This is a genomic window from Streptomyces sp. NPDC048211, from assembly GCF_043202315.1.
Taxonomy (GTDB): domain Bacteria; phylum Actinomycetota; class Actinomycetes; order Streptomycetales; family Streptomycetaceae; genus Streptomyces.
This window is the reverse complement of record NZ_JBIDAD010000011.1, coordinates 65129-88694: the sequence shown is the minus strand read 5'-3', so window position 1 is coordinate 88694 and position 23566 is coordinate 65129. Positions and strand designations below refer to the sequence as shown.

At 68.3% G+C, this 23566-nt stretch carries 30 protein-coding genes; 4 read left to right on the top strand and 26 right to left on the bottom strand.

Annotation, left to right across the window (positions count from 1 at the left end; translation table 11 throughout):
* Nucleotides 1-133: 133 nt before the first annotated feature.
* The 3 genes from ACGFZA_RS32635 to ACGFZA_RS32625 form a co-directional block, all read right to left on the bottom strand.
* Nucleotides 134-334, bottom strand: coding sequence for a DUF5999 family protein (locus tag ACGFZA_RS32635; protein WP_393683897.1), 201 nt, complete (start codon nucleotides 332-334; stop codon nucleotides 134-136).
* A 150-nt stretch (nucleotides 335-484) separates the two neighbouring features.
* Complete coding sequence (locus ACGFZA_RS32630; RefSeq protein ID WP_393683895.1) at nucleotides 485-877, bottom strand: hypothetical protein; 393 nt, start codon at nucleotides 875-877, stop codon at nucleotides 485-487.
* Complete coding sequence (locus tag ACGFZA_RS32625) at nucleotides 874-1350, bottom strand: hypothetical protein (RefSeq protein WP_393683893.1); 477 nt, start codon at nucleotides 1348-1350, stop codon at nucleotides 874-876. The genes ACGFZA_RS32630 and ACGFZA_RS32625 overlap by 4 nt, the downstream gene beginning before the upstream one ends.
* Before the next feature lie 317 nt (nucleotides 1351-1667).
* On the opposite strand from ACGFZA_RS32625, the gene ACGFZA_RS32620 reads away from it, so the two are divergent.
* Both ACGFZA_RS32620 and ACGFZA_RS32615 read left to right on the top strand, forming a co-directional pair.
* On the top strand, nucleotides 1668-2996 hold the full coding sequence (locus tag ACGFZA_RS32620) for a hypothetical protein (RefSeq protein WP_393683891.1): 1329 nt from the start codon (nucleotides 1668-1670) through the stop codon (nucleotides 2994-2996).
* Nucleotides 2997-3006: 10 nt separating this feature from the next.
* Nucleotides 3007-3561 carry a GNAT family N-acetyltransferase gene (locus tag ACGFZA_RS32615; protein ID WP_393683889.1) on the top strand — a complete coding sequence of 185 codons (555 nt, stop codon included), beginning with the start codon at nucleotides 3007-3009 and terminating at the stop codon, nucleotides 3559-3561.
* Nucleotides 3562-3575: 14 nt separating this feature from the next.
* Here the strand turns inward: ACGFZA_RS32615 and ACGFZA_RS32610 are convergent, their stop codons facing one another.
* From ACGFZA_RS32610 to ACGFZA_RS32585, 6 genes are all read right to left on the bottom strand, one after another.
* Nucleotides 3576-4397 (bottom strand): hypothetical protein, encoded by an 822-nt coding sequence (locus ACGFZA_RS32610; RefSeq protein WP_393683887.1) that lies wholly within the window; start codon nucleotides 4395-4397, stop codon nucleotides 3576-3578.
* Nucleotides 4398-4400: 3 nt separating this feature from the next.
* Nucleotides 4401-4721 (bottom strand): hypothetical protein, encoded by a 321-nt coding sequence (locus ACGFZA_RS32605; protein ID WP_393683885.1) that lies wholly within the window; start codon nucleotides 4719-4721, stop codon nucleotides 4401-4403.
* A 77-nt stretch (nucleotides 4722-4798) separates the two neighbouring features.
* Nucleotides 4799-5089, bottom strand: a complete 291-nt coding sequence (locus ACGFZA_RS32600) for a hypothetical protein (protein ID WP_393683883.1) — start codon at nucleotides 5087-5089, stop codon at nucleotides 4799-4801.
* A 1-nt stretch (nucleotide 5090) separates the two neighbouring features.
* Nucleotides 5091-6140, bottom strand: coding sequence for a major capsid protein (locus tag ACGFZA_RS32595; protein ID WP_393683881.1), 1050 nt, complete (start codon nucleotides 6138-6140; stop codon nucleotides 5091-5093).
* Nucleotides 6141-6156: 16 nt separating this feature from the next.
* Nucleotides 6157-6564, bottom strand: coding sequence for a head decoration protein (locus ACGFZA_RS32590; protein WP_393683879.1), 408 nt, complete (start codon nucleotides 6562-6564; stop codon nucleotides 6157-6159).
* 114 nt (nucleotides 6565-6678) lie between these two features.
* Complete coding sequence (locus tag ACGFZA_RS32585) at nucleotides 6679-7413, bottom strand: hypothetical protein (RefSeq protein WP_393683877.1); 735 nt, start codon at nucleotides 7411-7413, stop codon at nucleotides 6679-6681.
* A 36-nt stretch (nucleotides 7414-7449) separates the two neighbouring features.
* On the opposite strand from ACGFZA_RS32585, the gene ACGFZA_RS32580 reads away from it, so the two are divergent.
* Nucleotides 7450-7896 (top strand): hypothetical protein, encoded by a 447-nt coding sequence (locus tag ACGFZA_RS32580; protein ID WP_393683875.1) that lies wholly within the window; start codon nucleotides 7450-7452, stop codon nucleotides 7894-7896.
* 3 nt (nucleotides 7897-7899) lie between these two features.
* Here the strand turns inward: ACGFZA_RS32580 and ACGFZA_RS32575 are convergent, their stop codons facing one another.
* The 15 genes from ACGFZA_RS32575 to ACGFZA_RS32505 form a co-directional block, all read right to left on the bottom strand.
* Nucleotides 7900-9804 (bottom strand): hypothetical protein, encoded by a 1905-nt coding sequence (locus ACGFZA_RS32575; protein WP_393683873.1) that lies wholly within the window; start codon nucleotides 9802-9804, stop codon nucleotides 7900-7902.
* Nucleotides 9805-9895: 91 nt separating this feature from the next.
* On the bottom strand, nucleotides 9896-11035 hold the full coding sequence (locus tag ACGFZA_RS32570; protein ID WP_393683871.1) for a TIGR02391 family protein: 1140 nt from the start codon (nucleotides 11033-11035) through the stop codon (nucleotides 9896-9898).
* Nucleotides 11036-11475: 440 nt separating this feature from the next.
* Nucleotides 11476-13029, bottom strand: a complete 1554-nt coding sequence (locus tag ACGFZA_RS32565; protein ID WP_393683869.1) for a terminase large subunit domain-containing protein — start codon at nucleotides 13027-13029, stop codon at nucleotides 11476-11478.
* Nucleotides 13013-13561 carry a hypothetical protein gene (locus ACGFZA_RS32560; protein WP_393683867.1) on the bottom strand — a complete coding sequence of 183 codons (549 nt, stop codon included), beginning with the start codon at nucleotides 13559-13561 and terminating at the stop codon, nucleotides 13013-13015. Before ACGFZA_RS32560 ends, ACGFZA_RS32565 begins: the two co-directional genes overlap by 17 nt.
* Before the next feature lie 102 nt (nucleotides 13562-13663).
* Nucleotides 13664-14179 (bottom strand): hypothetical protein, encoded by a 516-nt coding sequence (locus ACGFZA_RS32555; RefSeq protein ID WP_326737080.1) that lies wholly within the window; start codon nucleotides 14177-14179, stop codon nucleotides 13664-13666.
* A 34-nt stretch (nucleotides 14180-14213) separates the two neighbouring features.
* On the bottom strand, nucleotides 14214-15662 hold the full coding sequence (locus ACGFZA_RS32550; protein WP_393683864.1) for a ParB N-terminal domain-containing protein: 1449 nt from the start codon (nucleotides 15660-15662) through the stop codon (nucleotides 14214-14216).
* Nucleotides 15659-16423: a ParB/RepB/Spo0J family partition protein gene (locus tag ACGFZA_RS32545; RefSeq protein ID WP_393683862.1), complete on the bottom strand. Its 765-nt coding sequence runs from the start codon at nucleotides 16421-16423 to the stop codon at nucleotides 15659-15661. Before ACGFZA_RS32545 ends, ACGFZA_RS32550 begins: the two co-directional genes overlap by 4 nt.
* A gap of 61 nt (nucleotides 16424-16484) precedes the next feature.
* Nucleotides 16485-17345, bottom strand: a complete 861-nt coding sequence (locus ACGFZA_RS32540) for a DUF2637 domain-containing protein (RefSeq protein WP_393683860.1) — start codon at nucleotides 17343-17345, stop codon at nucleotides 16485-16487.
* Between the two features lie 288 nt (nucleotides 17346-17633).
* A complete protein-coding gene (locus tag ACGFZA_RS32535) occupies nucleotides 17634-17921 on the bottom strand; it encodes a hypothetical protein (protein ID WP_393683858.1) in 288 nt (95 codons plus the stop codon).
* A gap of 35 nt (nucleotides 17922-17956) precedes the next feature.
* Nucleotides 17957-18400, bottom strand: a complete 444-nt coding sequence (locus tag ACGFZA_RS32530; protein ID WP_393683856.1) for a hypothetical protein — start codon at nucleotides 18398-18400, stop codon at nucleotides 17957-17959.
* Nucleotides 18379-18747: a hypothetical protein gene (locus ACGFZA_RS32525; protein ID WP_393683854.1), complete on the bottom strand. Its 369-nt coding sequence runs from the start codon at nucleotides 18745-18747 to the stop codon at nucleotides 18379-18381. Before ACGFZA_RS32525 ends, ACGFZA_RS32530 begins: the two co-directional genes overlap by 22 nt.
* Nucleotides 18748-19006: 259 nt before the next feature.
* Nucleotides 19007-19207 (bottom strand): hypothetical protein, encoded by a 201-nt coding sequence (locus tag ACGFZA_RS32520; protein WP_393683852.1) that lies wholly within the window; start codon nucleotides 19205-19207, stop codon nucleotides 19007-19009.
* Between the two features lie 54 nt (nucleotides 19208-19261).
* A complete protein-coding gene (locus tag ACGFZA_RS32515) occupies nucleotides 19262-20221 on the bottom strand; it encodes a ParB/RepB/Spo0J family partition protein (protein ID WP_393683850.1) in 960 nt (319 codons plus the stop codon).
* A 163-nt stretch (nucleotides 20222-20384) separates the two neighbouring features.
* The gene (locus ACGFZA_RS32510) at nucleotides 20385-20561 is read right to left on the bottom strand and encodes a hypothetical protein (protein ID WP_393683848.1); all 177 of its coding nucleotides are present in this window, start codon (nucleotides 20559-20561) and stop codon (nucleotides 20385-20387) included.
* A 174-nt stretch (nucleotides 20562-20735) separates the two neighbouring features.
* Nucleotides 20736-20963, bottom strand: a complete 228-nt coding sequence (locus tag ACGFZA_RS32505) for a hypothetical protein (protein ID WP_326737091.1) — start codon at nucleotides 20961-20963, stop codon at nucleotides 20736-20738.
* Between the two features lie 454 nt (nucleotides 20964-21417).
* Here ACGFZA_RS32505 and ACGFZA_RS32500 point away from each other — a divergent pair, with 454 nt between their 5' ends.
* Entirely contained in the window at nucleotides 21418-22176 is a 759-nt protein-coding gene (locus tag ACGFZA_RS32500) for a hypothetical protein (protein WP_393683845.1), read from the top strand.
* A 16-nt stretch (nucleotides 22177-22192) separates the two neighbouring features.
* Here the strand turns inward: ACGFZA_RS32500 and ACGFZA_RS32495 are convergent, their stop codons facing one another.
* Both ACGFZA_RS32495 and ACGFZA_RS32490 read right to left on the bottom strand, forming a co-directional pair.
* Complete coding sequence (locus ACGFZA_RS32495) at nucleotides 22193-23152, bottom strand: recombinase zinc beta ribbon domain-containing protein (protein WP_393683843.1); 960 nt, start codon at nucleotides 23150-23152, stop codon at nucleotides 22193-22195.
* A gap of 20 nt (nucleotides 23153-23172) precedes the next feature.
* Nucleotides 23173-23439 (bottom strand): DNA-binding protein, encoded by a 267-nt coding sequence (locus tag ACGFZA_RS32490; protein ID WP_326737094.1) that lies wholly within the window; start codon nucleotides 23437-23439, stop codon nucleotides 23173-23175.
* Nucleotides 23440-23566: the final 127 nt, after the last annotated feature.

The window sequence follows — 23566 nt, the reverse complement described above, 5'->3', positions numbered from 1 at the left end:
TTGACGAACACGAGGTCAAGGGGCTGTCGCTTCAGATAAAGGCCTTGTCGCAGACGGCTGCTCGGCGGCAAGAAAGACCGCGACCTGGGACACGCGCCGAATCATGAACCTTCCAAGACCACGCCGGGCGGGCTCATGCAACCGTGCACGGCTGGGGGGTGGGGCGGTGCGGTTGGACGATCTGGCCGTCGGGCAGGAGGTCACCGGTGTCGTCGAAATGCACGACACCGTTGCACAGCACCACGCATCCCGCCTTGTAGTCGCGCCGGACTGTTCTCGCGGCGTCACGATCGGATGCATCGGCATCGGGGCAACGGGGTGTGTGCCGGCACATGGTTTTCGTCCTTTCGGAGGGTGGTGGAGGCCCCCGTCGGCGGCATCCGGGGGGAACCGGGTGACGGGGCCGCCGACGAGGGCTGTCTGGGGGGCGCCGCGCGCGGCGGCAGGCATCAGCCAGGTTGGTCCTTGATGTACCGAGCCTCGATCAGCTCCTCGACCAGATCAGAGAGAACGAAGGCGGTGCGCCGGGCAAGTCCGAGGGCCTGCCGGGGTCAGCGGGAAGCCGTTCCTTATGCGCGAGGCGGCCTCTGCCGATGAGTCGCACCATCGTCTCGGTCGGGGGGAACTTCGGGTCCGCTACGGCGATGGCACTGAGCCGGGAGAGGTGGTCACGCATGGCGTTCAAGACCAGCGGTGTCTCCGCTTCAAGGGGTGACTGGTCCCCGATCACGGTGTCCAGGTCGTCGAAGATGTCCTCGACGCTCAGTGGCTGCCACGCGCGCAGACGGGCTAGAACGGTGGCGAGGGCCGCACCGTCGAGCGGAGGTGACCATCTCGTGTCGGACGCATCCAGCGGGGTGGGGAAGGTGACAGTCACTGGCCCTCCCCCGTGGTCGCCTGAACCGCCCAGGTCGTGGGGAGAATCGTCTGCACGATCTTGCCCACCGCCACGTCCTCTTGGTTCTTCTTGATGTCCCAAGACATTCGGCCGCGGTAGTGGGCAACCCACCACAGCCCCGTGGGCGGTCTGCTGTCCTCGCCGGCCCGGTTCGCGACCTCTTCGAAGTTCGGGAACTCGGGGTTCGCGTCTTCCACCTCGATGAGCAGTTCGTCCGTGTCGGCCAGGATCGTCATGCGCAGGTTGATCCGTCCGTCAGCGAACGCCTTCCCGTGTCTGACCGCGTTGTCCACCAGCTTGTCGGCAACACGAGCTGCCTGGTCCACGTGGCCGTGCCAGTGCCCGATCGTGAGCTGCGGACGCACACGTAATCGCGCGTTCGGACCGGCCCCCTCGTTGGCTACGAGGGAGGTGGCCCACTGGAATTGAGGGGCCTCGGTCGTCAGCGGCAAGAGAGTGGTCGTGCTCGCAGCCACGCCGCCTGTAGGGGCTGAAGCGCGCTGGTTCGGCGAGTTCACGGGGGCTCCCAGGATGGCAATGTGCTCGGTCGGGCACTCTCAGCGATGGCTGACACGAGCGTTGCAATCAGGCGGAGACGGATCTACCCCCATACCTTCCTCGGCTCCCGGAGCGAGGTTGACGCCTTTCCTCGGCTGTTCCTCGGAATGACCTCGGATCTGCTAAGTACCCTCGAATGGGGGCAACTTGATGGGGACGGCGTTCTACCGTCAGAGCAGTGACGCGCCAGTCGGATGGCCGTGGAGGCAGCATGTTGTTCTTCCGAAGCACCCTTGAATCGCGCGGCATCCGCAGCCCGGATGACTTCCTTCCGGAGTACCGGAAGGCAGCCGAACGACTCGGACTCAGGGACGTAGATCCCGCCCCGAAAACCATCGAGGGATGGATTTACGAAGGTCGGAAGCCACAGCGAGTCTTCCGGCCCGCCATCGTCGAAATGCTGGGATACAGCCTTGAGCAGCTGTGGTCCGAGGTGCCGGAGGGCACCGCGGCCCGCTCAATACCTCTGACCGGTGCGTCACCAACTGGACGCCATGCCGATGTCGGTGTGGACCTGGACGAGATGAAAAGGACGGGCGCGATGGCAGTGCGACGCGCAAGAGATTTCCTTCTGGGGGCAGACCGCGAGCGGGTGGGTGACGACACGCTCGGCATGCTCGACGACGAGGTGCGGCGCCTGGTCGCCGACTACCCCCGTGTCCCTCTGTCGGAGGTTTGGCCGGACCTGCTGGAGACCCAGGATCAGGTCTTCCGCCTCTTGGAAGGCGGCAGAGTCCGGCCGTCGCAACTACGTGACCTGAACGTCGCGGGCGCCGTCCTCAGCTTCCTGGTCGCCAAGGGCTTCAACGACATGGAAGTCACCCACGAGGCCACGATGATGACGCGGGTAGCCGCCGCCTGCGCTAGGGACGCTGAACACCCTGGGCTCATCGCTCTGACGCACGGCCTCAAGTCGCTGATTGCGTACTGGGGGGAGAAGCCTGCTGACGCCTACCACTACGCCAGCACGGGCGCTGAGTCCGCCGCCGGCCTCCAGGGGACCGTGGGCCTGTGGCTGCTCGGCCTTCAGGCGCGTGCCGCCGCGGTGCTGGGCGACGAGGAGACCGTACGTTCCGCGAATCAGCAGGCAGCCGACCGGCGTGAGAGCGTCACTCCGGATGATCTGGATGAGCTCGGCGGGCTCTTCACCTACGCCCCGGAGAAGCAGCTCTACTACGCCGTGGAATCCGAAGCCCTCCTCGGCCACGGAGGCAGTGAGCTTGCCGCGCAGGCAGAGAAGGCGGTGAGGGACTTCAGCAACCCTGAAGCCCCGAACTGGGCGTTCGGAGACCTCGCCGGCGCACAGTGCGACCTCGCGCTTGTCCGGCTCTTCAGCGGAGACGTGGATGGCGCGGCAGAAGCCATCCGCCCGGTCCTCGACCTTCCCGCATCCCACCGCAACAACGGCATCATCGTCTCTGCCATGCGCGTCAGGAACTCCCTGACCGCCGGCCCCGTTCGCACGGCCGTAGTGGCCCGCGATCTCCGCGCGGAGATCGAAGCCTTCCCGACCAGCCGCCCCGCACTGCCGCGCGCGTAACATCCGGGCCATGCACCCGATCATTCGCTCCAACGCACGTCTCGGCCTGCGCGAGCTCGCCTCCACCGATGTGGAGGCGCTGCTTGCCATCTACGGCAACCCGGAAGCCACCGCCCACCTGTCGTTCGAGCCGCGGAACCATGAGCAGGTCGAACAGATCGTGACGCGATCCGCCGCAGCTGCCGCGGCGCTTCCACGCACGGAATACGCGCTCGCCGTGATCGAACTGGAGACCACCGAACTGATCGGGTTCGGCCGCCTGGCCCTCGACCCCCACCAGCAGCGCGGAGCCACCGTGGGCTTCGCGCTGCGCCCGGAATCATGGGGAAGGGGGTACGGCATACAGACGGTGCAACTGCTCCTCGCCTTCGGCTTCACCGACCTGAACCTGCACCGAATTTGGGGTGCCCGATCTCCTCTCAATGAGGCCTCAGCAAAGACCATGCTGGCCGCTGGGATGGTGGAGGAAGGCACGATCCGCGAACACGTGCTGAAGGCCGGAAAGTGGCGAGACTCCGTTGTACACGCGGTCCTCGATCGCGAGTTCAGGAGCCAGCTCGCATAGCTAAAGGCTGCGCATCAGTGTGCGTCCGGCGCATGATCCGGGCGAGGCCCGAATGCCCGCCCGCACCGCGGGTGGGAGATCGGCCATGCAGCCGCTTCCTCCACCGTCCTGAGCGTCCCTATGGCCTTGTCGGGGTCCTTGTGGCTGGTCCAGCCACACCCGGGGCCGTCGAAGACCTGCATGTACTGCACGCCGGCCTCCCTCGCCCTGTTCAACGTGCCCGAGTTGTAGGCCACGGCCGACTTGGCCAGGGTCGCCGACTCCGCCCACGCCTGCACCGGCATCCGCGCCCCGTTGCGGTAGACCACGTACTGCAGCTGGTGCTCGGCGGCCAGCCGATCGGCGAGGGCCTTCGCGGCCTGCAGCGCCGTAGTGTTCCCTGCGGCCAGGAGCGGTACCTCGCGGCGGGCGGCCTCGCGTACGGCTCGGTAGAACGCAGCTGCCATGCGCTGTTCCTCCTGCGAACGGCGCAGGAAGTCCGCGTACGAGTCGGCGGCGAGCGACTGCAGCGCCTCGGTGTGAATCAGGGTCCATGTGAACCGGCCGCCCAGAGCTTCGGCTACCTCCTGCGCCCCCTGCTCGTACAGCAGCGGCAGTTGGCGGGTGACGAACGCGCGGGCCTCGGCGTCTACCCGCTGCTGGAAGTCGGCGATGGCGGCTTGGAACTCTGCGAGGCGGCCGACGACGTGCGGGGCACGGCCCGACTCCGACAGGGCTGCCAGGACGGCGGCCTGCTGGTCGGAGAGGCGCTGCCAGGCGTCCTGCAGGACCGCTGCGACACGGCGGGCGACCACGCCGGCGTTGCCGGGGACCAGCGGCGGAAACTCGTAGGCCACGGCTTACCGGTGCCAGCTGTGAGCACGGCGCAGGGGCGCGACGACCAGTTCGGTGCCGTCGGTGTTGTCGTCCGGGGCGGTGGCAGCCTCGACCGATGCGATCTGCCGTTCCAGGCCGGTGAGATTGTTGCTCTGGTCGAGGGTGACGACCCCGTTGACGGTCAGCTGAAGGGGGTCGGCTAGCAGCCGGGCGCGGCGTTCGGACAGCACCTCCAGGGCGACGGTCTTCGCCGCACCAAGGCGGGTGTACCGGTCCTGCAGGTCGGCCGCGTCGGTGGATTTGCCGAGCTGTGCTTGGAGCCAAGCGAGGACTGCAGGATCCACGTGGTGGTGTCCTTCCGGGTAACAGGTTCGGCCCGGCACCCCGCAGCGGGTGCCGGGCCGAACCTGGCTCTGGGGTACTACTCTTCGGTCGCCTTGCGGGCCCTGGCCTTGGCGGCCGGCTTGGCCGAAGCGTCGGGCACCGACTCGGTGACCGGCACGGGCTCGGGCTCCGGCTCCGGGCCGGGATCGGCAGACGCCGGCGTCTCCTGTTGGACGTCGGTCGCCTCCTCCTCCGCTGTCTCCCACGCGTCCGGGTTGGTGATGGCCTCGGCCACGTCCTCGTCCGGCACCTCACCGGGCTGCAGGATCAGCAGCTCATGCGTCTTGGGGTGCTCCAGGTGCACCGCTGTGGCCAGTCGCCTCCCCATGTCACAGCACCTTCGCAACGATGTGGCAGTCCGGCGTGAAGAGCACCGGCATCGCTGCCGCCGCGCCCTTGGTCCACACCTGCGGCGGGTCGTCCTGCGACCCCCTCGTGATGATCAGGCCCGGTGCGTCCTCGCGAACGATCTCCGGGTTGCTACCGCGGGACAGCACCAGCGATTCCGCCGTGGTGCCGTACATGGTCTGGCCCCACTTCGTGCGGTCCGGCGGGACCATCACCCACCGGTCATCCGGCAGCGGGCGCACCGTGGCGCCGTCGACGCGGACCTGGCCCTTGTACAGCTCGATCGGCGGCAGGCTGTAATTGCCGCGCACCACGTTGACCTGCTGCGGCGTGAGAGACGCCGTCGGTGTGGTCGACGGGTTCACCGACCCGTAGTACGCGGCCCGGTACGCGTTGTTTCTGCCCAGGTAGGAGAAGGCGCGGCGACTGGTGACGACGAGCTCGGGGTACGGGGCACCGATGGAGTCGAGGTAGTCCAGCCACCCCAGCTCGTCCTTGATCGGGTCCGCGGTCGGGTCGGACCACAGAACGGGTGCGGTCGGCATGTTCGCTGCGGGCACCGAGAAGTCGACGTCCATGGTGAGGCCGTTCTCCGCCGCCAGAGAGAACTTGCCGTCGGTGAGGACGTCACCGGCTGCAAGCTCCAGGCGGGAGTCGACGGCCTCGACGTGCCGCTCGACGTCGTCGTACAGCAGCTCGATCAGGCGGTCCTGGTCGGCGCCGCGGGAGGCCTCCTGCAGCAGGATCTCGATTTCGCCGACGAGGAGCTTCTGGCCGAGCGCGGGCAGCATGCCCTGCGTGCTGGTCGTCCAGGCCTGGCGGTCGGCGAGCACGACGCTGGCGTCGTAGCTGCGGTACTTCGCAGCGTTGACGTAGCGGCCCTGGTCCTTGATCCGCCACATCACGTCGGAGACCTTCACCTTCGGGAAGATCCTCTGCGTGAGCAGGAAGTCCGCCGGGGTGGGGATCTCGCGGGCGAAAGTTGTCAGGTCCTGAACGGTGACGCCCTTGATGAGGTCTGCGATGGTCATGTCTGGGCCTCCTTCCTTAGACGAAGCGGATCTGGCAGGTGGCGGACGGCTCGACTGGGGCGACGACGACGGGGAGCTTCGCGGTCTTCACCGAGCCGTGCCACAGCAGCGCGGCGGGAACCTTCGTCTGGCCGGGGCCGAACAGGACCTCGGCAAAGACGAACCCGGCGAAGTTCTGGCGGCCGTCGGTGGCGCCGGTGGCGTACAGGCCGTACAGGCCACTCGCGGTGATCTTGCCGACGGGCACACCGGACAGGAACCGGCTGTACGGCACGGTGCTGTCGGTCGAAGCGAAGTAGTGGGTGTTCGCGGTGAACGTCGTCAGGTCGAGGGTGACGGAGTCGGTCTGGTCGGTGCCGTGCAGCGATGCCAGCCAGGACCGGCCGGCGGCCAGGTTCTGGGTCGTGGTGACCGGCTGAAGCATGGGTCCTCCATGGACGCGATCAAGCGGATGATCGTCCGCTCACCAGGTGGTGGCGTCGTCCACGGAGAAGGGGCGTGGTCCCCATAGATCCGGCCTTGTCCCGCCGGTGGGAGATCAGGTGGCGGTGTAGCCGCGGCGTCGGGCCATCTCGGCGCCGGCCGCGCCCCGCTTCGGAACGTTGCCGCCGCGCGGCGGGGGCCCACCGGCAGGTGAACCACCGGGCGCTGCCGCCGGGGCGGGCGTCTTCCCGAACAGTTCCGGCCGGCGTGCCTTGAGCGCGGTGGCCGCACCAGTGACGGCCTGCTCGTCGGCGTCGTCATCGATGGCCAGGAGACGTTCAGCGTCGGCGAGGTCCACACCGGTGGCGCCGAGCGCAACGAGGGCGGAGCGGCGGACCGCGGTCCTCTCGCGGGCGATCGCAGCGGCCTCACGGGCAGCAGCGGCGGCGGCAGCGTCGTCGGCGGCCTTCTCCCGGCGCTGCACCTCCGTCAGCTGCGCATCCTGCGCGTCTTGCTGCGCCTTGACGAACGCGGCCAGGTCGTCGGTCTTGGCGAACCCCAGCTGCTCCACGAGCTTGCGTACCGCGGCGCGTTCGCCCTGCTGCTTCTCGCGGGCCAGCAGCCGCGTCAGCGTCTCCTGGTCCAGCGTCGGCCCTGTCTGGGCAGGAGGCTGCGGCGAGTCGGGGAGCTGGTCGTTGGACGGGTCAGTGGGGTCCGCGCCCACGATCGGAAAGATCGGGCGGCCGCCGCGTCGGAAACCGATGGGCGTCTTCGGGCAAGGCAGCGGGCGGGCCATGGCGGTGTCGTCCTCCAACAGCAGCGCCCCCGCGCCGTCAATCAGTGTAGTCACAGGCCGTCCAACAGGGACCGGACCTATGCTGCGCCCATGGCCAGTAATCCTCCGGCGTCCTGGTGGGCGTCCCAACTGACCCCTGAGCGCAGGGCGCTGCACTTCATCGAATACACGGCCGCCCAGATCGACCAGCTGGCCCCGCTGCTGCCCGACGGGCTCGGGATGGACGAGGTGGTCCGCGCCGCGTGCATCGAATCGTTCTGGGTGAACGTTCGGCTCCTCACCGAGTTCCTGACCCACGACAAGGAGAAGCGGGACTGGCGGGCGGTCGACTTCGTACCCGGCTGGGCAACCACCGACGCGGAAGCCAAGTCACGACTCAAGGACGCGTGGGTCCTGGCCAGCCGCCATGTGATGCACCTGAGTAAGGACCGCACGCCCGACCATGATGCGGTCACCCCGGTGACAGCCGAGCAGTACCAGCAGGTCGCGCGAGACTGCAGGGCTGTCTACAACGAGCTCCTCACACAGTGGGTCTGACGCTCAACTCGCCCCGAGACCGCCCGGGTCCACGTTGCCGGTCTCAGTCCCCGGCAAGGGCACGGCGGGCTGACCGGGGATGAGCGGGACCGTCGGCAGCGGGTCAGCCTCAGGGAGCCCCAGGAACTGACGTACGGCCGCGTTGTCGCCGGTGGCGTCCGCGAGGCGTGCGGCCTGGTCGAACGCCCGCTTCTGGATACGCTCCACCTCCTCGGCGACGTCCTCGACGGGGTATCCGGCTTCCTGCAGCATCCGCACAGCCGTCTCCAGTGAGAACACCCCCGCGCCGTATCCGGCCACGACGTCGGCAAGGACGGTGGCGCGGTCGGTGGGGGTGTGAGTCCCCCACACCAGGCGTGCGGGCAGCGACTCGCCGGCCGGCCACACCTGCCCGGCCTGGTGCAGGCGCTGCACCATGCGCAGCAGCAGCACATATTTGTGGGCGCGGGCCAGACGCATCGCGGCGATCAGGGAGTCCAGCGGCCCCAAGGCCAGCTGCAGCGCATACCCGGAAGGCACCGATGCCGGGTCGAGGCTGCCCAGCCCGGCCGTGGTCAGCCGGGTGTTCGAGGCAAGCCGGGTGAGCATGTGGTCGATACGCTGCCGCAGTTCCGCAAGCTGCGCCGAGGTGTCCAAAGCATCCATGCGCCCGCTGTCGGACAGCTGCCACACCGTGCCGGCCTCGACCCGGACCGGCAGAGGCTGCCCAGTGGTGCGGTCAATGGGTAGGCGGGCCCCGGACAGGGCCACGATCGGGGTCCCAGTCGTCGCCGACGCGGACGCACTGTCGGTGTCGGTGGCGGCCAGCTCGTCCAGCAGCTGCAGTACCGTGCCCAGCGACGATTTGCCCCAGTGCTCTCCACCGTCAGGGATGGTGTTGGGGACGTGCACCACGGGGATGAAGTCGACCATCAGGTCCAGCCGATCCAACACCTGCCCGTCGGACCGGACCCGATGGGCTGCCTTGCCGGCGGGCAGCGAGTACAGGTCGTGGGCACCGCCGAGGTCTTCCAGCAGCCATTCGGCGTCCGTCAGGTAGCAGGTGGTCCCCGAGGGACGGCCCGGCGCCCACGGGTACGTCCGCTGCACACTGCCCGTCACCGGGTGCTTGGTGTCGCCCACGGTCAGCACGGGATCTCCGTCGGCGCCCGCTACCTGCTCACGGATTGCGCGGCCGTCCTTGGTGATGCCCGGTGCGGTCGCGGCGCCGATCGGCCCGAGCTCGTAGGTGATGCGCCGCACCCGGTCCTTCAGTCCGCGCGCCGGGTCGGCAGGGAGATCCCACGCGAAGTGGATCCGAGAGGGGTACTCGGAGCTGTCCTGCTCGCCTTCGTCCCACTCGGGGAAGTAGAACCCCGGGTCGTAGGTACGCAGCAGCACCCGTTGCTTGGCTGGTTCCCAGGCCAGGGTGTACACGGCGTCTCCGCAGCGCACCGCGCAGCGTTCGGCCTGCTGGATCCGCAGCGGCCACAGTTCCTTCTCTGCCCAGGTGCGTAGCCGCTCCTGCAGGTCGGCTGCCTGAACAGCACCGGGCGGCGGCGCGTCACCCTCGTCTCCGTCGACGCCGGCGGGCCCGCGGCCCTCGGCGTGCTCGGCTCCGGGCACCACGATGGTCTGCTCTGCGCCCAGCAGGTAGCCCAGTGTGGTGTCGATGAGCTTGGCTGGGTCGCCCAACTCGCGCCGCTCCAGGCCGTGGAGGTCGCCGGTGGCGGTGGCGAGCTGGCCGGCCTGGTTGTTGTCGTACGCGGCCAACACCTTGTAGACGGCCAACCGGCGTCGGTCCGGCTCGGGCACCCAGGAATGGTTCAGCTCGGGGAACGCACGGTGGCCGGGACGCTCCGGGTCGGCCATGGCGGGCTTGTAGTTGATCCACGACCATGCGTCGATGATCAGTTCGCGCAGGCTCAACGGATGCCTCCAGGGCATGCAAGGCCCCGCGCCCGCGCCGCCAGGATACGGCCCGACCTGCGCTCGGGCCTTTCCTCGCGCTGGGCGTCTACTACGGCGTGGCGGCGGCGTCCCGCTTGTCGTCCTCGATGTCGAGCCGCCGCATGAGGAAGCTGGCGAACACCAACATCTCCTCGGCCTCGTCGCGTGCGTCCTCCTCGGCCGGCCCGTGCATCCGAGGGTTCCGCAGCGCGCCCGTTGCGCCCTTGAAGAGGAACTGCATGCCGTTCTGCTCGCTATCCAGCGAGGCACCCGTGGACCGTGTCACCGTGAGCAGCGGCGGGCCTGGCTTGGCGCCGAAGGCGATGCCCATGAGTCTCTCGCCGATCTCTTTGCTGCCAGCCAGGGTCTGCACGCGGTGCTCTACCGCCTGAAATGCGCGGCTCACCGCGTCGAGGTAGAAGCCGCTGTTGAACCGCTCAGCAGCGGCCAGCGCAATCTCCGGGTGCAGGACGCAGGTCACAGACATGGACTCCAAGGATCCCTCGACGGGAACGTCGGCGGCCGGTCGCGGTGGTTCCGGTAGCGAGAACCACGTGGGCCGCTTGGCGAACAGCCGGTTGTCGTCTTCGATCCGCTTGGGCCCCAACACCTGCTCGCGGATGCGCCAGTACTCCTCCAGCTCTTGCACTCCAGCGAACGGTCGGATGCCCCGGTCGAAGCTGAGGGACCAGTCCAGCGTCTCCCGCTTGATACTTCCGCCTCGGAAGCAGGCCTCTTGCTGCGCGAACGCGGCGGCGGCGAACCTCGCCTCCGCCAAGATCCCTGCGGCTCGCGTGCGCGCCGAAATGTGGCCAAGGTCGCTGGGCTGCATCCAGGGCAGTTGACCACGGTCCGCTGGCAGCCAGGCAAGTTCCAAGTCCGCCGCTGTTCGCACCATGTCGAGAAAGATGCGGATCGGCACCCCAGTGCCAGTGCAGTTCGCTGCGCCTGCGATGGTCAAGCCCAGATCCTGTGAGCCCTGCGGCAGCTGCGAGATGTCGGGGCCGACTCCGCGCAGCAGCGCGGGACACAGTTGTTGTACGACATCCTCGAACTGCAGGTCCTGCGCGTACAGCTTCCGATCGATGTCGTCGAAGGTCGGCCAGCAGTGGTGCTCACGGAAGTACGCCCAGATCGCGTCGAGTAGAACGTGGCCTTCTTCTCCCGTAGGGCGCGGCATTCCCTTCGGCGCGATGGTCTGAATTCTCACGTGCTGCCCCCCAGCGTCCGCCCCTAAACGATGGCCGCAGATTACTACTGCGTGGCGAGCTACGGGCTCGGCACGTCGTTGCAGCCGGTCATCCACATACCGTGGGAAAGAGGTCCCTGTTCGGTGGGCGTCTTCCCATCCCACACCCCCTGGCACAGCTCGTTGCTAGGAGTCTTCCCCGCCTGCAACAGCGCCAGCTGCTCCTTGCGACCGTCCAGCAACGAGGCATCCATACGCGCTTGGGCGGAGGCCTTGACCTGCTCCGATGTCGGCGCTGGAGGCGCGCTCTCGTGAGTCGGCCACAGCACCACAATGCCGCCCACGACACCCGCCACCGCCACTACTCCGGCGCCCAGTTTCCCCCTGGTTGTCATGGCCGGAGACAGTAGCAGTGGCCGCGCCCTTGGGACGTTCTCCTTTATGGGGCCGTATCGGGGGTCCTACCGGCGTCCACCGAGGCGGTCATCGTGGATGTGCCCGGCTACCGCGGCGAGCTGGTCGGGGTCGGCGAGTTCGGTCAGTCCGTGGACGGCGGCGTCCATGCGGTCGGGCGAGTCCATGCCGACGACCCATGTCGCCATCTGCTCTTCGAGGCGGACGTGGGCGCCGACGTGGTGGATGAGGCCCTGCTCGTAGAGCTGGGCGATGGGTTCGGCCCGCAGGCGTTTGCCGACCTTCGCGGTGACTTCGAGGACCCTGGGCATGAGCTGACCGGCGGTCGTGCCGTCGCGGCGCAGCTGCTCCCATGCCTGGGAGAGGACTTGGCGGGCCATGTCGCCGCCGTAGTTGGACTCCACGACGATCGCGTCAGCTTTGAGGGCGAGGGCGAGGCGGCACGCGGCGAGGCCCCAGTCGTTGGCGCCCATGGAGGCGGAGCGGTCCTCAAGGATGTACAGGTGGCCGTCGTAGCCGCGGGCGGCGCCGATGATGCCGGTCTCGTCGCCGACTGAGGACTCTCCGCCGGCGGGGTCGACGGCGACGATGACGCGGGCCAGGTCGAGGCCGCCGAACTCGACGGTGGTGATGCGATTGTCGGTGATCCAGGCTCGCTGCCACACACCGCCCTCAGGGGGACGGGGCTTTTGCTGGTAGAGGGCGGCCCATACGCGTTCGCCGACGCGGCGGCGGGTCGTGGCGTGGTGGTCGGCGTCGAAGCGTTCGGGCCATAGGGGTTCGCCTTGGGCCCGGCCGAGCGGGTCAGTGTCGCTGTCGGCGAGGGCGGGAAGGTCGATGATCTTCCACTCGTTGGCCTGTGCGTCGGCGAGGATGCGGCCGGCGAGGTCGTCTTCGTTCCATCGGGTCTGGATGACGCAGATCGCCCCGTCGGGCTCCAGCCGGGTCTGCAGGACGGACTGCCACCACTCCCACGTCTTGCGGCGCATGCTCGGGGAGTCGGCGGAGGCCATGTCCTGCACGGGGTCGTCGACCAGGGCGATGGTGGCGCCCTTGCCGGTGAGGCTGCCGCCGATGCCGGCTGCGACGAGGCCGCCTTGGTGGCCGGCGATGTCGAACCGCATGGCGGCCCGGCTGGAGGGGTTGAGGTTGATGCCGAGGTCGTCGCCCCACGTTTCGATGGCGTCCCGGATCCAGCGGGAGTGCTCTTCGGCGAGGTCACCGGAGTAGGAGGCGATCATGATGCGGCGGTCGGGGTGCTGGCGGAGGTACCACAGGGGGGCCCAGCGCGATGCCCGTCTCGACTTGCCGTGTCGCGGCGGCATGGTGATCATGACGCGGTCGGCGCGGCCCTCGGCCATGTCGATCCACGCCTGGTCGATGAGGTGGAGGTGACGGGCCTGCATCTCGCGGCGTTCGGTGAGGACGGCAGCCATTGCGCCTGGGGAGGCGTCCATGGCGATGTGGCGTTCGATGCGGGCGAGTTGAGTGCGTAGCTCTGGGGAGGCCTTGGCGGCCATGGCTCGGCGCTGCGCGGGTGGTCTGGTGCGGTAGGCGTCCAGAAGCTGGGCTTCGCGTTTGCTGCTACTCGTCGGAGCCATGTGCGGCCTCCTCGCTGATGCCGATGAGGGCTTCGAGTTCGTCGAGTGCGATGGCGGTCAGCTCGCTGCCCGAAGTGGCCGGGGTGACGATCTCGGTCTTGTTCGGCTTGTCGAGGCCGTTCATGCGGGCACGGCGTTCCATGATCCGCAGCGCCCGGTCGATGGCGGGCAGGTCGCCGTCCTTGACGGCTTGCCGGTAGGCGACGAAGAACAGCCGGTCCAGGCGCAGGTTTTCCACGGCGCGCAGCTCGTCGGCCTTCTCGTCCTGCTCGGTGGTGCGTTCCTTGAGCGCCTGGCGGACGTCCTTGCAGGCGGCGTTGATGAGCTGGTCGTCGGCCGGCGGCTCCAGGCCCCTTTTGTACCGGTCGACGCCGTAGCCCTGCGGGTAGGCGATGCGGTCAGAGTTGATGGCCGGGTCGGCGGCGAGTTTCCGGCCGACGGTGAGCCAGTCGACACCGGCGAGGCGTAGATCGATGGCGTCCGCTCGCCGCTGAGCGATGGCGGCGCGCGCGGCCTTGTCGGGGCGTCCCACCAGCCGTGGTCCTCTCGCTGCTGCGCGCCCCCGCGCCAGGAAACATGATCGCATTGCGGCCCGGCGACCTGGTGTGGCCGCCGGGCCGTAGTGCAGGTGGTGCTACGGGAAGGTCAGCTGCTGGGGTGCGTCAGGGTCGGGCGGCAGCTGGCCGGGTGGTGGTGCGTCGGGTGCGTTTCGGTTGGTGCGCAGCCACCACGCGAATTGCCAGTTGCGGCAGGTGCGGTAGAGGTACTGGTGGCGGCGTGGCGCGTTGGCGGGGATGGAGCGTTCGCCCCATCCGGTGATGGGGCGGGCATTGTCGAGCGTCACGCGCAGGCCCGGCACCAGGGCCGGGCCTGCCCACTGGTGACCTTCGGCGTAGTCGAAGGCGAGGTGTGCGTTGTGCGCCCAGTCCCACGGGTGGGGCAGGGCGCACAGGTACCAGGCCAGCGGACGGTTGTCGGCCGGCAGCGTGACTTTTTGGTGAGGTGCCCGCGGGTTGAGCGGCGCCCGGTCGGCCTCGCCGAAGGTTTCCAGGCAGTGCTTGTCCAGGTTGATGTGACGAACCCCGGCCAGCCACATGATCAGGTACGGTGCGGCGGCGGTGATCCCAACCCGTACGGGCGGTTGCGGCATTACGGCATTTCCCCCTCTGAATAGGGGCCGTGAATTACTCGGCCCGATTATTCCTTTCTTTAACCAATTTTATCAAAATTTCGACAAGTCGCTTATGGCGACCGTGCCTGAATTCGTTTGGATAGGGCATGTTGAATTCCTCGTCGAGGGCCTTCTCGTAATCGAGGTCGGAGAGCGGCAGAGGCTCCTTGCAGATGGCCCGCAGCGTCGCGTTCGAGCGGCCGGCGACCGTCACGTCACCGAAGTACGCCTCCAGCAGTTCCTTCAGCGACTCGGGCGTGTGGTACCGGATCCGCATCCACTTGCCCTGCATGAACCGCATGTCGACGTTCTCGGAGTCGAGGAACGAAAGCCGGGTGGCGTCATTGGCGCTGGTGGCATGCTGCTTGTTCTCAAAAGCCTGCTCGGCCAGCAGGTTGCGGGTGCCGATGCACACCGTGCCGTCGGCGGCGACGAGCGCGTTGACGGTGGTCAGCACCCAGTGCTGGTAATCCAGCGACGTCGTCGCGTTGATGACGGAGTCGAGGACAACCATTTCGTACAGGCCGTGCTGGGCGAGCCGCTTCTCGACGGTGCGGATCATGGACACGACGCCCCTGATGTCCACCGCGTACTTGCCGGGGGTCGTGCGGAACGGCTCGTAGTCGTCGATCTGGTAACCCTCGGGGCGCAGCTTCTTCGCGTAGTCGCCGTGGCCCGCACCGAAGTCCACCACCCGCGTCTCGGGGGCCTTGCGCAGCCGGGGCAGCGCCAGCTTCTCCCACACCTCCGACTTGTAGGCGAGCTTCCCGGCCTTCTTCAGCGAGGTGTACTGGCGCAGCCGCTTGGGCTGGATGATGTGCTGGTTGTAGACCGGCGCCTGGTCCTCCAGGCCGGTCCAGTCGTACACGCCGTACTCGCCGGTGAGGTCGGCGACCAGCACCGCGGCGTCCGAGGACGCGCAGGTCCATGCGAGGACGTCGAAGTGGTTGGCGGCCGCGACCACCGCGTACTCGGCGTTGAGCGCGATCTGCCCCTGGTCGTCGATGACGACGGAACCCCACGGGCCGTGGCCGCCGGTCATGTAGTTGATGGCCTGCTGGAACGGCTTGTTTCGGGAGACAGCCACTTCGATGGTCTTCCACGGGATGTACGACCAGGCGCCGATGGGGCCGGGCTGCGCGTACACCACCGACGCCTCGGTCTCGACGCGGTTGTGCAGGAGGTTGAACTGGATTTCGTCGGTGAGGCGGACCTTCGTGCCGAGCATGACCGCCGGGGTGTGTGTCATCCCCAGCGCGGTCATGGCTTTGGTTCTCTGGTGGCCTGCGACCAACGTGCCGTCGGCGTTGAGGATGACCGGCTTGACGACGCCGTGGCGGCCGATGGACTCCTGGAGCCGGGCGAAGGCTTCATCGGAGAGGTGTCGCGGGTTGTAGTCGGCCGGGCGCAAGTCCTTGAGCGGGTAGGCCTCGTGGAACGTCGTGGTGGGGGCGCTGCTCATGCGTCGTCCCCGTCCTCGGCCTCGGTGTCGCCGGCGTCGGCGTCGGCGTCGGCGTCGGCGTCGGCGTCGGTCTGGTCTTCGGTTTCGTCGTCGGCGGTAGGCGCCTCGGCGGTGTCGGAGTGGGCCTCCTGCAGAAGGTGCCAGCCGAAGCCGAGATCGGAGCGGGCCTCGGTGAGGAACTGCTCGTAGATGCGGTTCAGGGTTTCCACCTCGGCGGACGTGATCTGCACGCGAGTGGTGGACCACTGCAGGTAGCCCCACTGCAGGTAATCCAGCTTGGCCATCGCCCCGGTGCCTGCACCGTCGGAGGGCAGGTCGATCGTGTCGGGCAGGGACCGGTGGTCCAGCAGCTTGTCCAGTGCGCCCTGGTCGTAGCCGGTGCCGTCCAGGTCGGGCAGCTCTTCGAGGATGTCGGCCAGCAGCTCGCTGTCGTAGCCGGCCAGGTCCGAGGTGCGGTTGTCGACGACGACGATGCGGGCCGCATCCTCGTCCTGGACGTCGACGAACGTGGCGGCGATCTGGTCCCAGCCCAGCTGCTGGGCGGCGGCCCAGGTGTGGTTGCCCGCCAGGATCTCGTTGGGGCGGCCGGTGTGGGTGCCGCGGTTGACGACGATGGCCTTGTACTGGCCGTTGATGCGCAGCGACTCGGCGATGGCGTCGACGTCGCCGGTGCGCGGGTTGCGGTAGTACGCCACCAGGTCGTCGACCGGTACCGCCAGGGGCAGCAGCGACTCGGGAATGCGGGCGGGCGCAGCACTCACGGGAGGAGTCCTTTGTGTAGGAGGCGTTCCCCCGCGCCCTACGCCCGCCCACGATAGAGGATCACGCCCGCGCAGGCTCCGGCTGTGCCTCGGCGGCGGCGTCGTTGGGATGCGGCTTGCGGGCCGCGCGCAGCAGAACCCGCGCCCGGGTCTCGCCCTTTCCGATGTCCACCGACCACTGGGGTGCTGTCAGCTTGCGCCGGTCGGCGAGCGCGCCGCGCGTCAGGGCGATCCGCTCGTCCTCGCTGCTGCACTCCTCGTACAGCACTGCCCACGCTCTGCTGGTGTCCGGCTGCAGCGGCGTCCGCTGCTGCTGGTGCTGCTCTTCTCCGCCGCTCTTGTGCTGCTCCGGCTCCAGCAACTGCTGCTCCTGCTGCTGCGGTTCCTCCGACTGCTCCTGCTCCTGCTGTTCCTGCTGCTGATCGGTGCTGGCTGACGGTGGAGCAGCGATGGCAGCGGGCTCGGTCGGGGCGGGCAGCACTTCTGTTGGTGCTGGTGTTGCAGACGACAGCACCGGCAGCAGGACTGCTGCTGATGTTGGGGGCTCCTCGTCGGCTTCGGCCTGCGGCAGCAGCAGTGCGCGCAGTTCCTGCATGCCCATCTCCAGGGCGACCATCTGTGCGAGCGGCGCGACGGTGGCTACCGCCCACCCGCCGGCCGTCTGCGGGGCGTTGGACACGTTGAAGGCCCAGGACACCAGGGTGAAGCCGAACGTCACGGTCCAGTACGGCCTGGTTGAACGCCGGCCTGCCAGGGCACGGACGACGCCGATGGAGCCCATGACGATGCCGCCGTCGACGAGTACGGGGAACATCCACGCGGATTCTGCGGAGACGCCGTTCTCGACGGCGACGCGGTGCAGGGCCTCGTACGACAGGCGGAATCCGACGGATTCGAACACAGCGACCGCCGCAAGGAACACTGCGGTTACCAACAGTCTGGTCGCCCTCGTGCGGCCGCCGGCCACGGGCGCGATAACGTTCGGAACAGGCACGGGAGGTCACTCTCCTGCTGCTTAGGCCCGCGGCCGGTGCTTTCATCACCAGCCGTGGGCCGTCTCTTTGTTGGGCTTGTGCTGCCCACCGTAGCCGCAGTCGCTGATGTGCTGCTGCGGCGACAACAGCAGTACAGATTCCCGGGGTTGAAGCATGTCGGGGCACTGCTGGTGGGTGCTGGTGCCGGGATGGATGCTCCTGCTGGCGTGTGCTGGTCATGGCGGGTTCAGCTCGTCGGCGGCCGCGGTGAGGCGCTGGCCGTGGAACCCTTGCATGGGCTGGCCGTAGCGGCGGGTGCAGGGGGACCCGGCAGCGGCATGGCAGGCGTCGCAGCCGAAGTCGAGGGCCGGCCGGGTTTCGCCGGCGGCTCGGCGGCTGAGGTCGTCGACCCTGGCCTGCTGTCTGGCCTGGCTGGCCACCAGGTGCTCGAAGCCTGCACGGAGCCGTGCCGCCTCGGCGAAGCTGAGGGCACGTTGGTCGGTGTGGCCGATGAGATGCCGCATCTGTTCCACTGTCGGTCGCTCGGAGCGGGGGACGGTCATCTCCCTGCCGCCCGGTCAGCCTGGGCCCAGCGGCGTACGAGGCGGTTGCGCTGACTGGAGTTGAGCTGAACTGCCCGGTCGTAGACGGAGATCACGCGGGCCGCAGGGGTGCACCAGGAGGGGAACGGATCCTCGGTGGAGGGCTCGGGCTCTCCGACCGGTTCGACTGTGTAGAGGTCGCCGTACCAGCAGAGGGAAGCGTAGAAGCGGGCGTACTCGCGGTCGGTGGTGATGTACACGCGGTCGGGGCGTCGGGTGGGCGGGTCTACGGGGTGGCCGTCCAGCGTGGCGGTCAGGCCTTGCGCTCGGGCGGAGCAGACCGAGCATCCGTCGAGGAGCCTCGGGGGGTGCGGGATGACGGTGTCCCCGGGCCGCAGCCCGGGGACACCGCCGTGGAAGTAGCGCAACTGTCGGTCGCCTATCGGTTGTTGCAGCGGCACATGCCCTGCGGTGTGCACCAGCTGTCGCAGGACTTGCACCAGCTCGCGCCGGGGAATGGCGGGGTGCGCTCCGGCTCGTCGCTTCGCGCGGGGCGGGGGCGGCCGATCCCGGCCTCCTTGATCCCGGCTGCCAGGTCGGCGTAGTGCTCATCGGCCTTCGGGTCGGGGTTGGGCTCGTGGATGGTCGGTGACAGCGCGGGCATCTTCGTTCTTCTCCGGGCAGGTGGTTCGGGCGGGCTGTCGAGTTCGGCCAGCAGCTTGGGCAGTGGTCCGTAGCGTTCGCGCATGAGTCGCTCGTACAGGTCAGGGTCGGCGGCGCCGTCGGTGCGATAGGTCGCAGTCGTCACGTTGCCCCTCCCCGGTACGCGGCGACCCGCCCGGCCTGGAGGGCCGGGCGGGTCCATTCGCGGATGCGTGGAGCGGCGTCCCCGGGTGGCTCCGCATGGGCGGCGCCGGCGTCTGGCGGGTAGGGCGCGGGGGGGTTGCCACCCGCCAGACACCGAGGGGGATGCCGCATGCCACGGCATTGTCGATGGGCCGGTCCCGCGGCTGCAGCCGTTCCTGATCAACGCGCAGAACGTACCACGGTCCAGTGTTGTGGCACATCTATGCGTCCAGGTTGCTTGCTGACCGGTCGCCCGGGTCCGCCCACAGGGCGACGCCGAAGCCGAGTCCGTCCAGGGCCTCCGTGCCGCAGGCGTCGGGCTGGTCGACGAGGAACAGGGCATCCTGTCTGACCTTGGTGCGGGCACCAAAGTCGGCGGGCTTCATCCGGCGCCAGTCGGGGCGGTCGGTGCTGTCGCTCATGGGTTCTCCTTCGATGGGCGAGGGCGCGCCCCCGGACGGGGCAGGCCAGGCAGGTCAGGCTGCGGGTACGGCCTCCGGCCGAGCCGGGGTCGAAAGGCGCTTGGCCTCGGCGTCGGGATTGAGGACGATGTCGCGGGCATCGGCGTGGGCCTTGGCCTGCCGCAGGTTGAAGCGGGCCTTCGCAACCGCGTCGGCCACGCGGTCCATCTGCTCCAGTCGGGCGCCCACTTCGCCCTCCAGGGCCAGGGCGAGCTTCTGCGGGTCGGTCTTGGCCAGGTCCTCCAGCAGGCCCTGCACCCGCTCGATGTTGTCGATGTTCTTGCGGGTGGTGGTGCGCTCGCGCTGCCGCTCCTCGCGCTCCTCTTCGGTCATGTCCTCCAGGATCAGCGCGAAGGTCTGCCCCTGCTGCTGCTTCAGTGCGTAGGCGAAGTGAACCAACTCGTTGTCGCCGCTGAAGGCGCCCTTGGCCCACTTGTGCATGACCGCCCGCTGGTTGCCGGGGGTCAGGGACGCGATCTGTACGGCGGCCTGGGTGCCGATGGCGCCGGAGTTGACGTGCTGCTGGACTTCTTCGGTGAGGTCGAGCAGGGCGAGGCGCAGGTTCACGTACTGGGTGGACTTGCCGAATTCCTTGGCGACGTCGCCCGGCCCGGCACCTTCCTGGTCGTCCAGGATGCGGCGGAATGCCTTGGCCTCCTCCATTGGCGTCATGTCGGCGCGGTTGATGTTCTCGGCGACCGACCGCTTGAACCGCTCCAGCGTGCTCAGGTCGTCGTCGGTGATGATGCACTTGATCTGGGGGATCCCGGCTACCTGGTGGGCGCGCCAGCGGCGCTCGCCCGCGACGATCTCGTACCCGCCGGCGTCTCGGTCGCGCCGTACCTCGATGGGCTGCATGAGCCCGAACCGCACGATGGAGTCGGCGAGTTCCTGGAGGGCAGCTTCATCGAAGAACTCGCGAGGCTGGCGCTCGTTGCGGTGGATCTTGTCGATTGCGATGGCCCGGATCGTCACGACTTACTCCAAGGGGCTGGCCGGAGGGGCCATTCCCCTCCACATGCCCTTATTCTAGTCGCATTTATGGGTGGGGGCCACAAAATTCTTCGCCATCTGCCCAGGTCAGGGCGCGCGTCGGGGCGGACATCCTGAGATGTCCGCCCCGGCGAATACGCGATCCTCAGCTCGCCCGCGTCAGCGCCGCTATCTCGCTGCGCCGCTCATCCTTCGACGTCCCGTCCCTCACCACAGCCAGCTCACGCAGTATCGCTCGGGCTTCCTCTGCCCTCAGTCCACGTCGGCCGGATTCCTCGGCCTCCAGCATGCGTTGGCGGATGCGTTCCGGATCGATCGCCACTTAGGCCCTCCCCCTGGGCGGGTGCCCCGCCCCTGTCACCGTCCCCTGAGACCGCATCGCGCGTAGATGCCCGATGCGTCCAGGCCGCGCAAGCCCTCTCAAGGGCCGCCGACTTGGTCTTGGCCGGGCACCCGCAGGCCCCCCTACAGCGCCCGGCCGACCGCAACTGGTGGGCTACCAGCCCCAGGTGGTGTCGTTGGGGGTGACCGGAACCGGGTCGCCCTCAGTCCCGCCGTCGACGGGAGCCGACCATGTGGTGTCGGCAGGGTGAGCCGGGTCGGCGTCGGCCGGCGGGCTCGGAATGGTGTCGATGGGGGCAGACCACGTGGTGTCAGCAAGGGCCGCGCCCGCCTGCGTGTGTACCTGACCGGCCACGAAGAATCCGGCCAATACGGCCAGCACGGCGGCAGTGAAGATACGGACAGTTCGGGAAATAGTCACAAGAGCCCCTAACTCGCAATGATGTGAGAGCAAAGCGGGCGTGACGGCAGCCTCAGAATGCAGCTGCACCACAAGACGCCCGGCCACTGCGTGCGACGTACGAGCGTCGCCCAGACCGCAACTTTGTAGTGGTCTTGTGAAAAGATCAAGAACAGCCATTGCGGTACTTTCACTAGTCACACAAATCAGGGGTCGTTAGGTGCCACTAATTCCCGACCTGCCGGATCTGTCCGAACAAGCGGTCATCACATACCAGCGCATACTCGACAGAGAATCCCTGACCCCTGATACTCCGGGACTTGATTCCCTTTTGAGATCAGGACTAGCGGTCGCTTATCCGTACACGCCGGACACCTACACGCCCGTCCAACCGCGCCACGCCGCACTGCAGATGATGCAGATACTTCACACTCACATGTCGGCGCTGACCGCGTACGCGGACGCGATGCCGGACCTTCTGGTGGACCTCCGCGACCGCTACCAGGTAGCTCGGTCTCCCGACGATGCCGTGCAGCACCTGGTCGGGCGGCGACTCATCAACGAGCGCATCGCCGCCGAACACAGCGCCGCTCGCACGGAGATCACAGCCGCTCAGCCCGGCTCCCGCAAACCCGAGGACCTGGCGCACTCTCTCGAACGGGACCGCGCCGGCCTACGCCGTGGCCTGGTGATGCGCACGATCTACCACGCTTCCGTACGCCGCGTGAGCGCCGTCGGCAGCTGGGCCAGTGACATGGCAGCCCTCGGCGGCGAAATCCGCACCATCCAGGGCAGGTTCCCGCGCAGCATCATCTTCGACCGCCGCGTGGCCTTCGTCCCCGTGTACACAGCCGAGGGTGAGGGATCCCCCGAGGAAGCGGTCATGGTGACCGATCCGCTGGTCGTCGCACGGCTCGCGCACGTCTTCGACCTGTTCTGGGAGCGCGCCGACCTGTGGCTGGGTGCCCGCACCAACCTTCCGGAGCAGGGACTGACGACCAACCCGACGCAGCGGGCGGTGCTGCGCGAGCTGTGCTTGGGCCGCAATCAGAAACGGGCAGCGAAGAACGTCGGCATCAGCGCGGCCTGGCTCAACAACCAACTGCGCGAGCTGCGCGTGAAGCTAGGCGTCGAAACGCTGAACGAGGTCATTTACTGGTGGGCGGGATCCCCTGACCACGACGTGCACGACTGACGGCCAGGCGCGCCGCCTATGCGGCGAGGGCGGTGCGCCAGACCAGGTTCACCCGGTCGTCGACGTCCCGCACGCCGCGGGCGCGCGCTGGACGGACCTGGATCTTCTTCACGAGCAACAGCACCAGGCCCCGCTTGGAGGCGAACGGCGCATGTTCCCACCAGCGGGCCAGGTCCTCGACCCCACCCAGCGGCACGTCGACGCCCTGCTCCAGGTAGCGCAGCCGTGCCCGCTCAGCCCTCAAGTCCCGGCCAATGCGCCGGTCTGCGGCTACGAGCGTGCCCCGTGACAGCTGACCTTCTGCGTAGGGCCCGACCAGCTCGGCGCGCGCCCCTTCCAGAGCAGCGATCCGGACAACCGCCTGCTGCGCCTCAGCAGCCATCGCCTCGCGAGCAGCCTCCAGGGCGGCCTGAGCGCCGGGCCGGGACAGTTCGCCGAGCACGCACTCGCCGACGTGGTCTTCAAGACGTGGTGCGTTGATGCGGACCTTCCCGCACCCGCCGCGTCCCTCGAAGTTGGACTGGCATCGGTACGACGGCGACCCCGCGTCCGTGCGGCTGCCCGCCATGTGCTGCCCGCAGTCCCCGCACTCGGTCAGTCCCTCGCTGAGCAGGTACTCGTAGTCGTCTTCACGTGGCTCGATGCTGCGGATACTGCCGCGCCGGCCGGGGCGCTGCTGCAGCCACCGGAACTCCTCCGGTGTGATCAGCGCCTCGCGGCCGGTCTCTCGCAGCTCGTTCGTGTCGGGGTCACGCTCAAGTCCGGCGATCGCCGGGTTGTCCAGCAGTCGGCCGAGCGTCATGCTCGTCCACTCGCCGCCCATGGTCCCGCGGTGGCCCTCAGCGGTCATCCAGGCTGCGGCCTCCGCCTGCGACTGGCCCGCTCGGATTCGACCCACAGCTTCGCGCACGACCTGCCGCTCCGGGGCGCGCACGCGCGTCCGGGTCTGGTTGTCGAAGCCGTACAAGCGCGGCATGCCACCGTCCCAAACTCAACTCAGCGGCCCGCAGACGTCAGTCCCTGTCGCAGCGAGCCGACCCCCAGCGCCTCCCACAACGCTGCTGTGGGGATGCGCACAGTGTTTCCCATGGACAGAGTTCGCACAGGGAACAATCCGGCCTTGATCAGGTCATACGCCTTGTTATGGCCGATACCCAGCGCACGGGCGGCGGTCACGACATTGACGGTCGCGGGCAGCGCCAGGACCTCGTCCAGGCTCATTCCGCGCTGATCGACAGTCGCAGTGGTGCTTGTCGTCGTCATGTTTGTTGTCGCGTTCTCCCCCGCGCCAACCTGGCCACACGATACACGTCACCCCAGGTAACGGGCAGCCTCGCGCAGGGCAGGTAGGGAAGAATGTGGGCCCTGAGTGAAAGCTAAACGAAGAGGC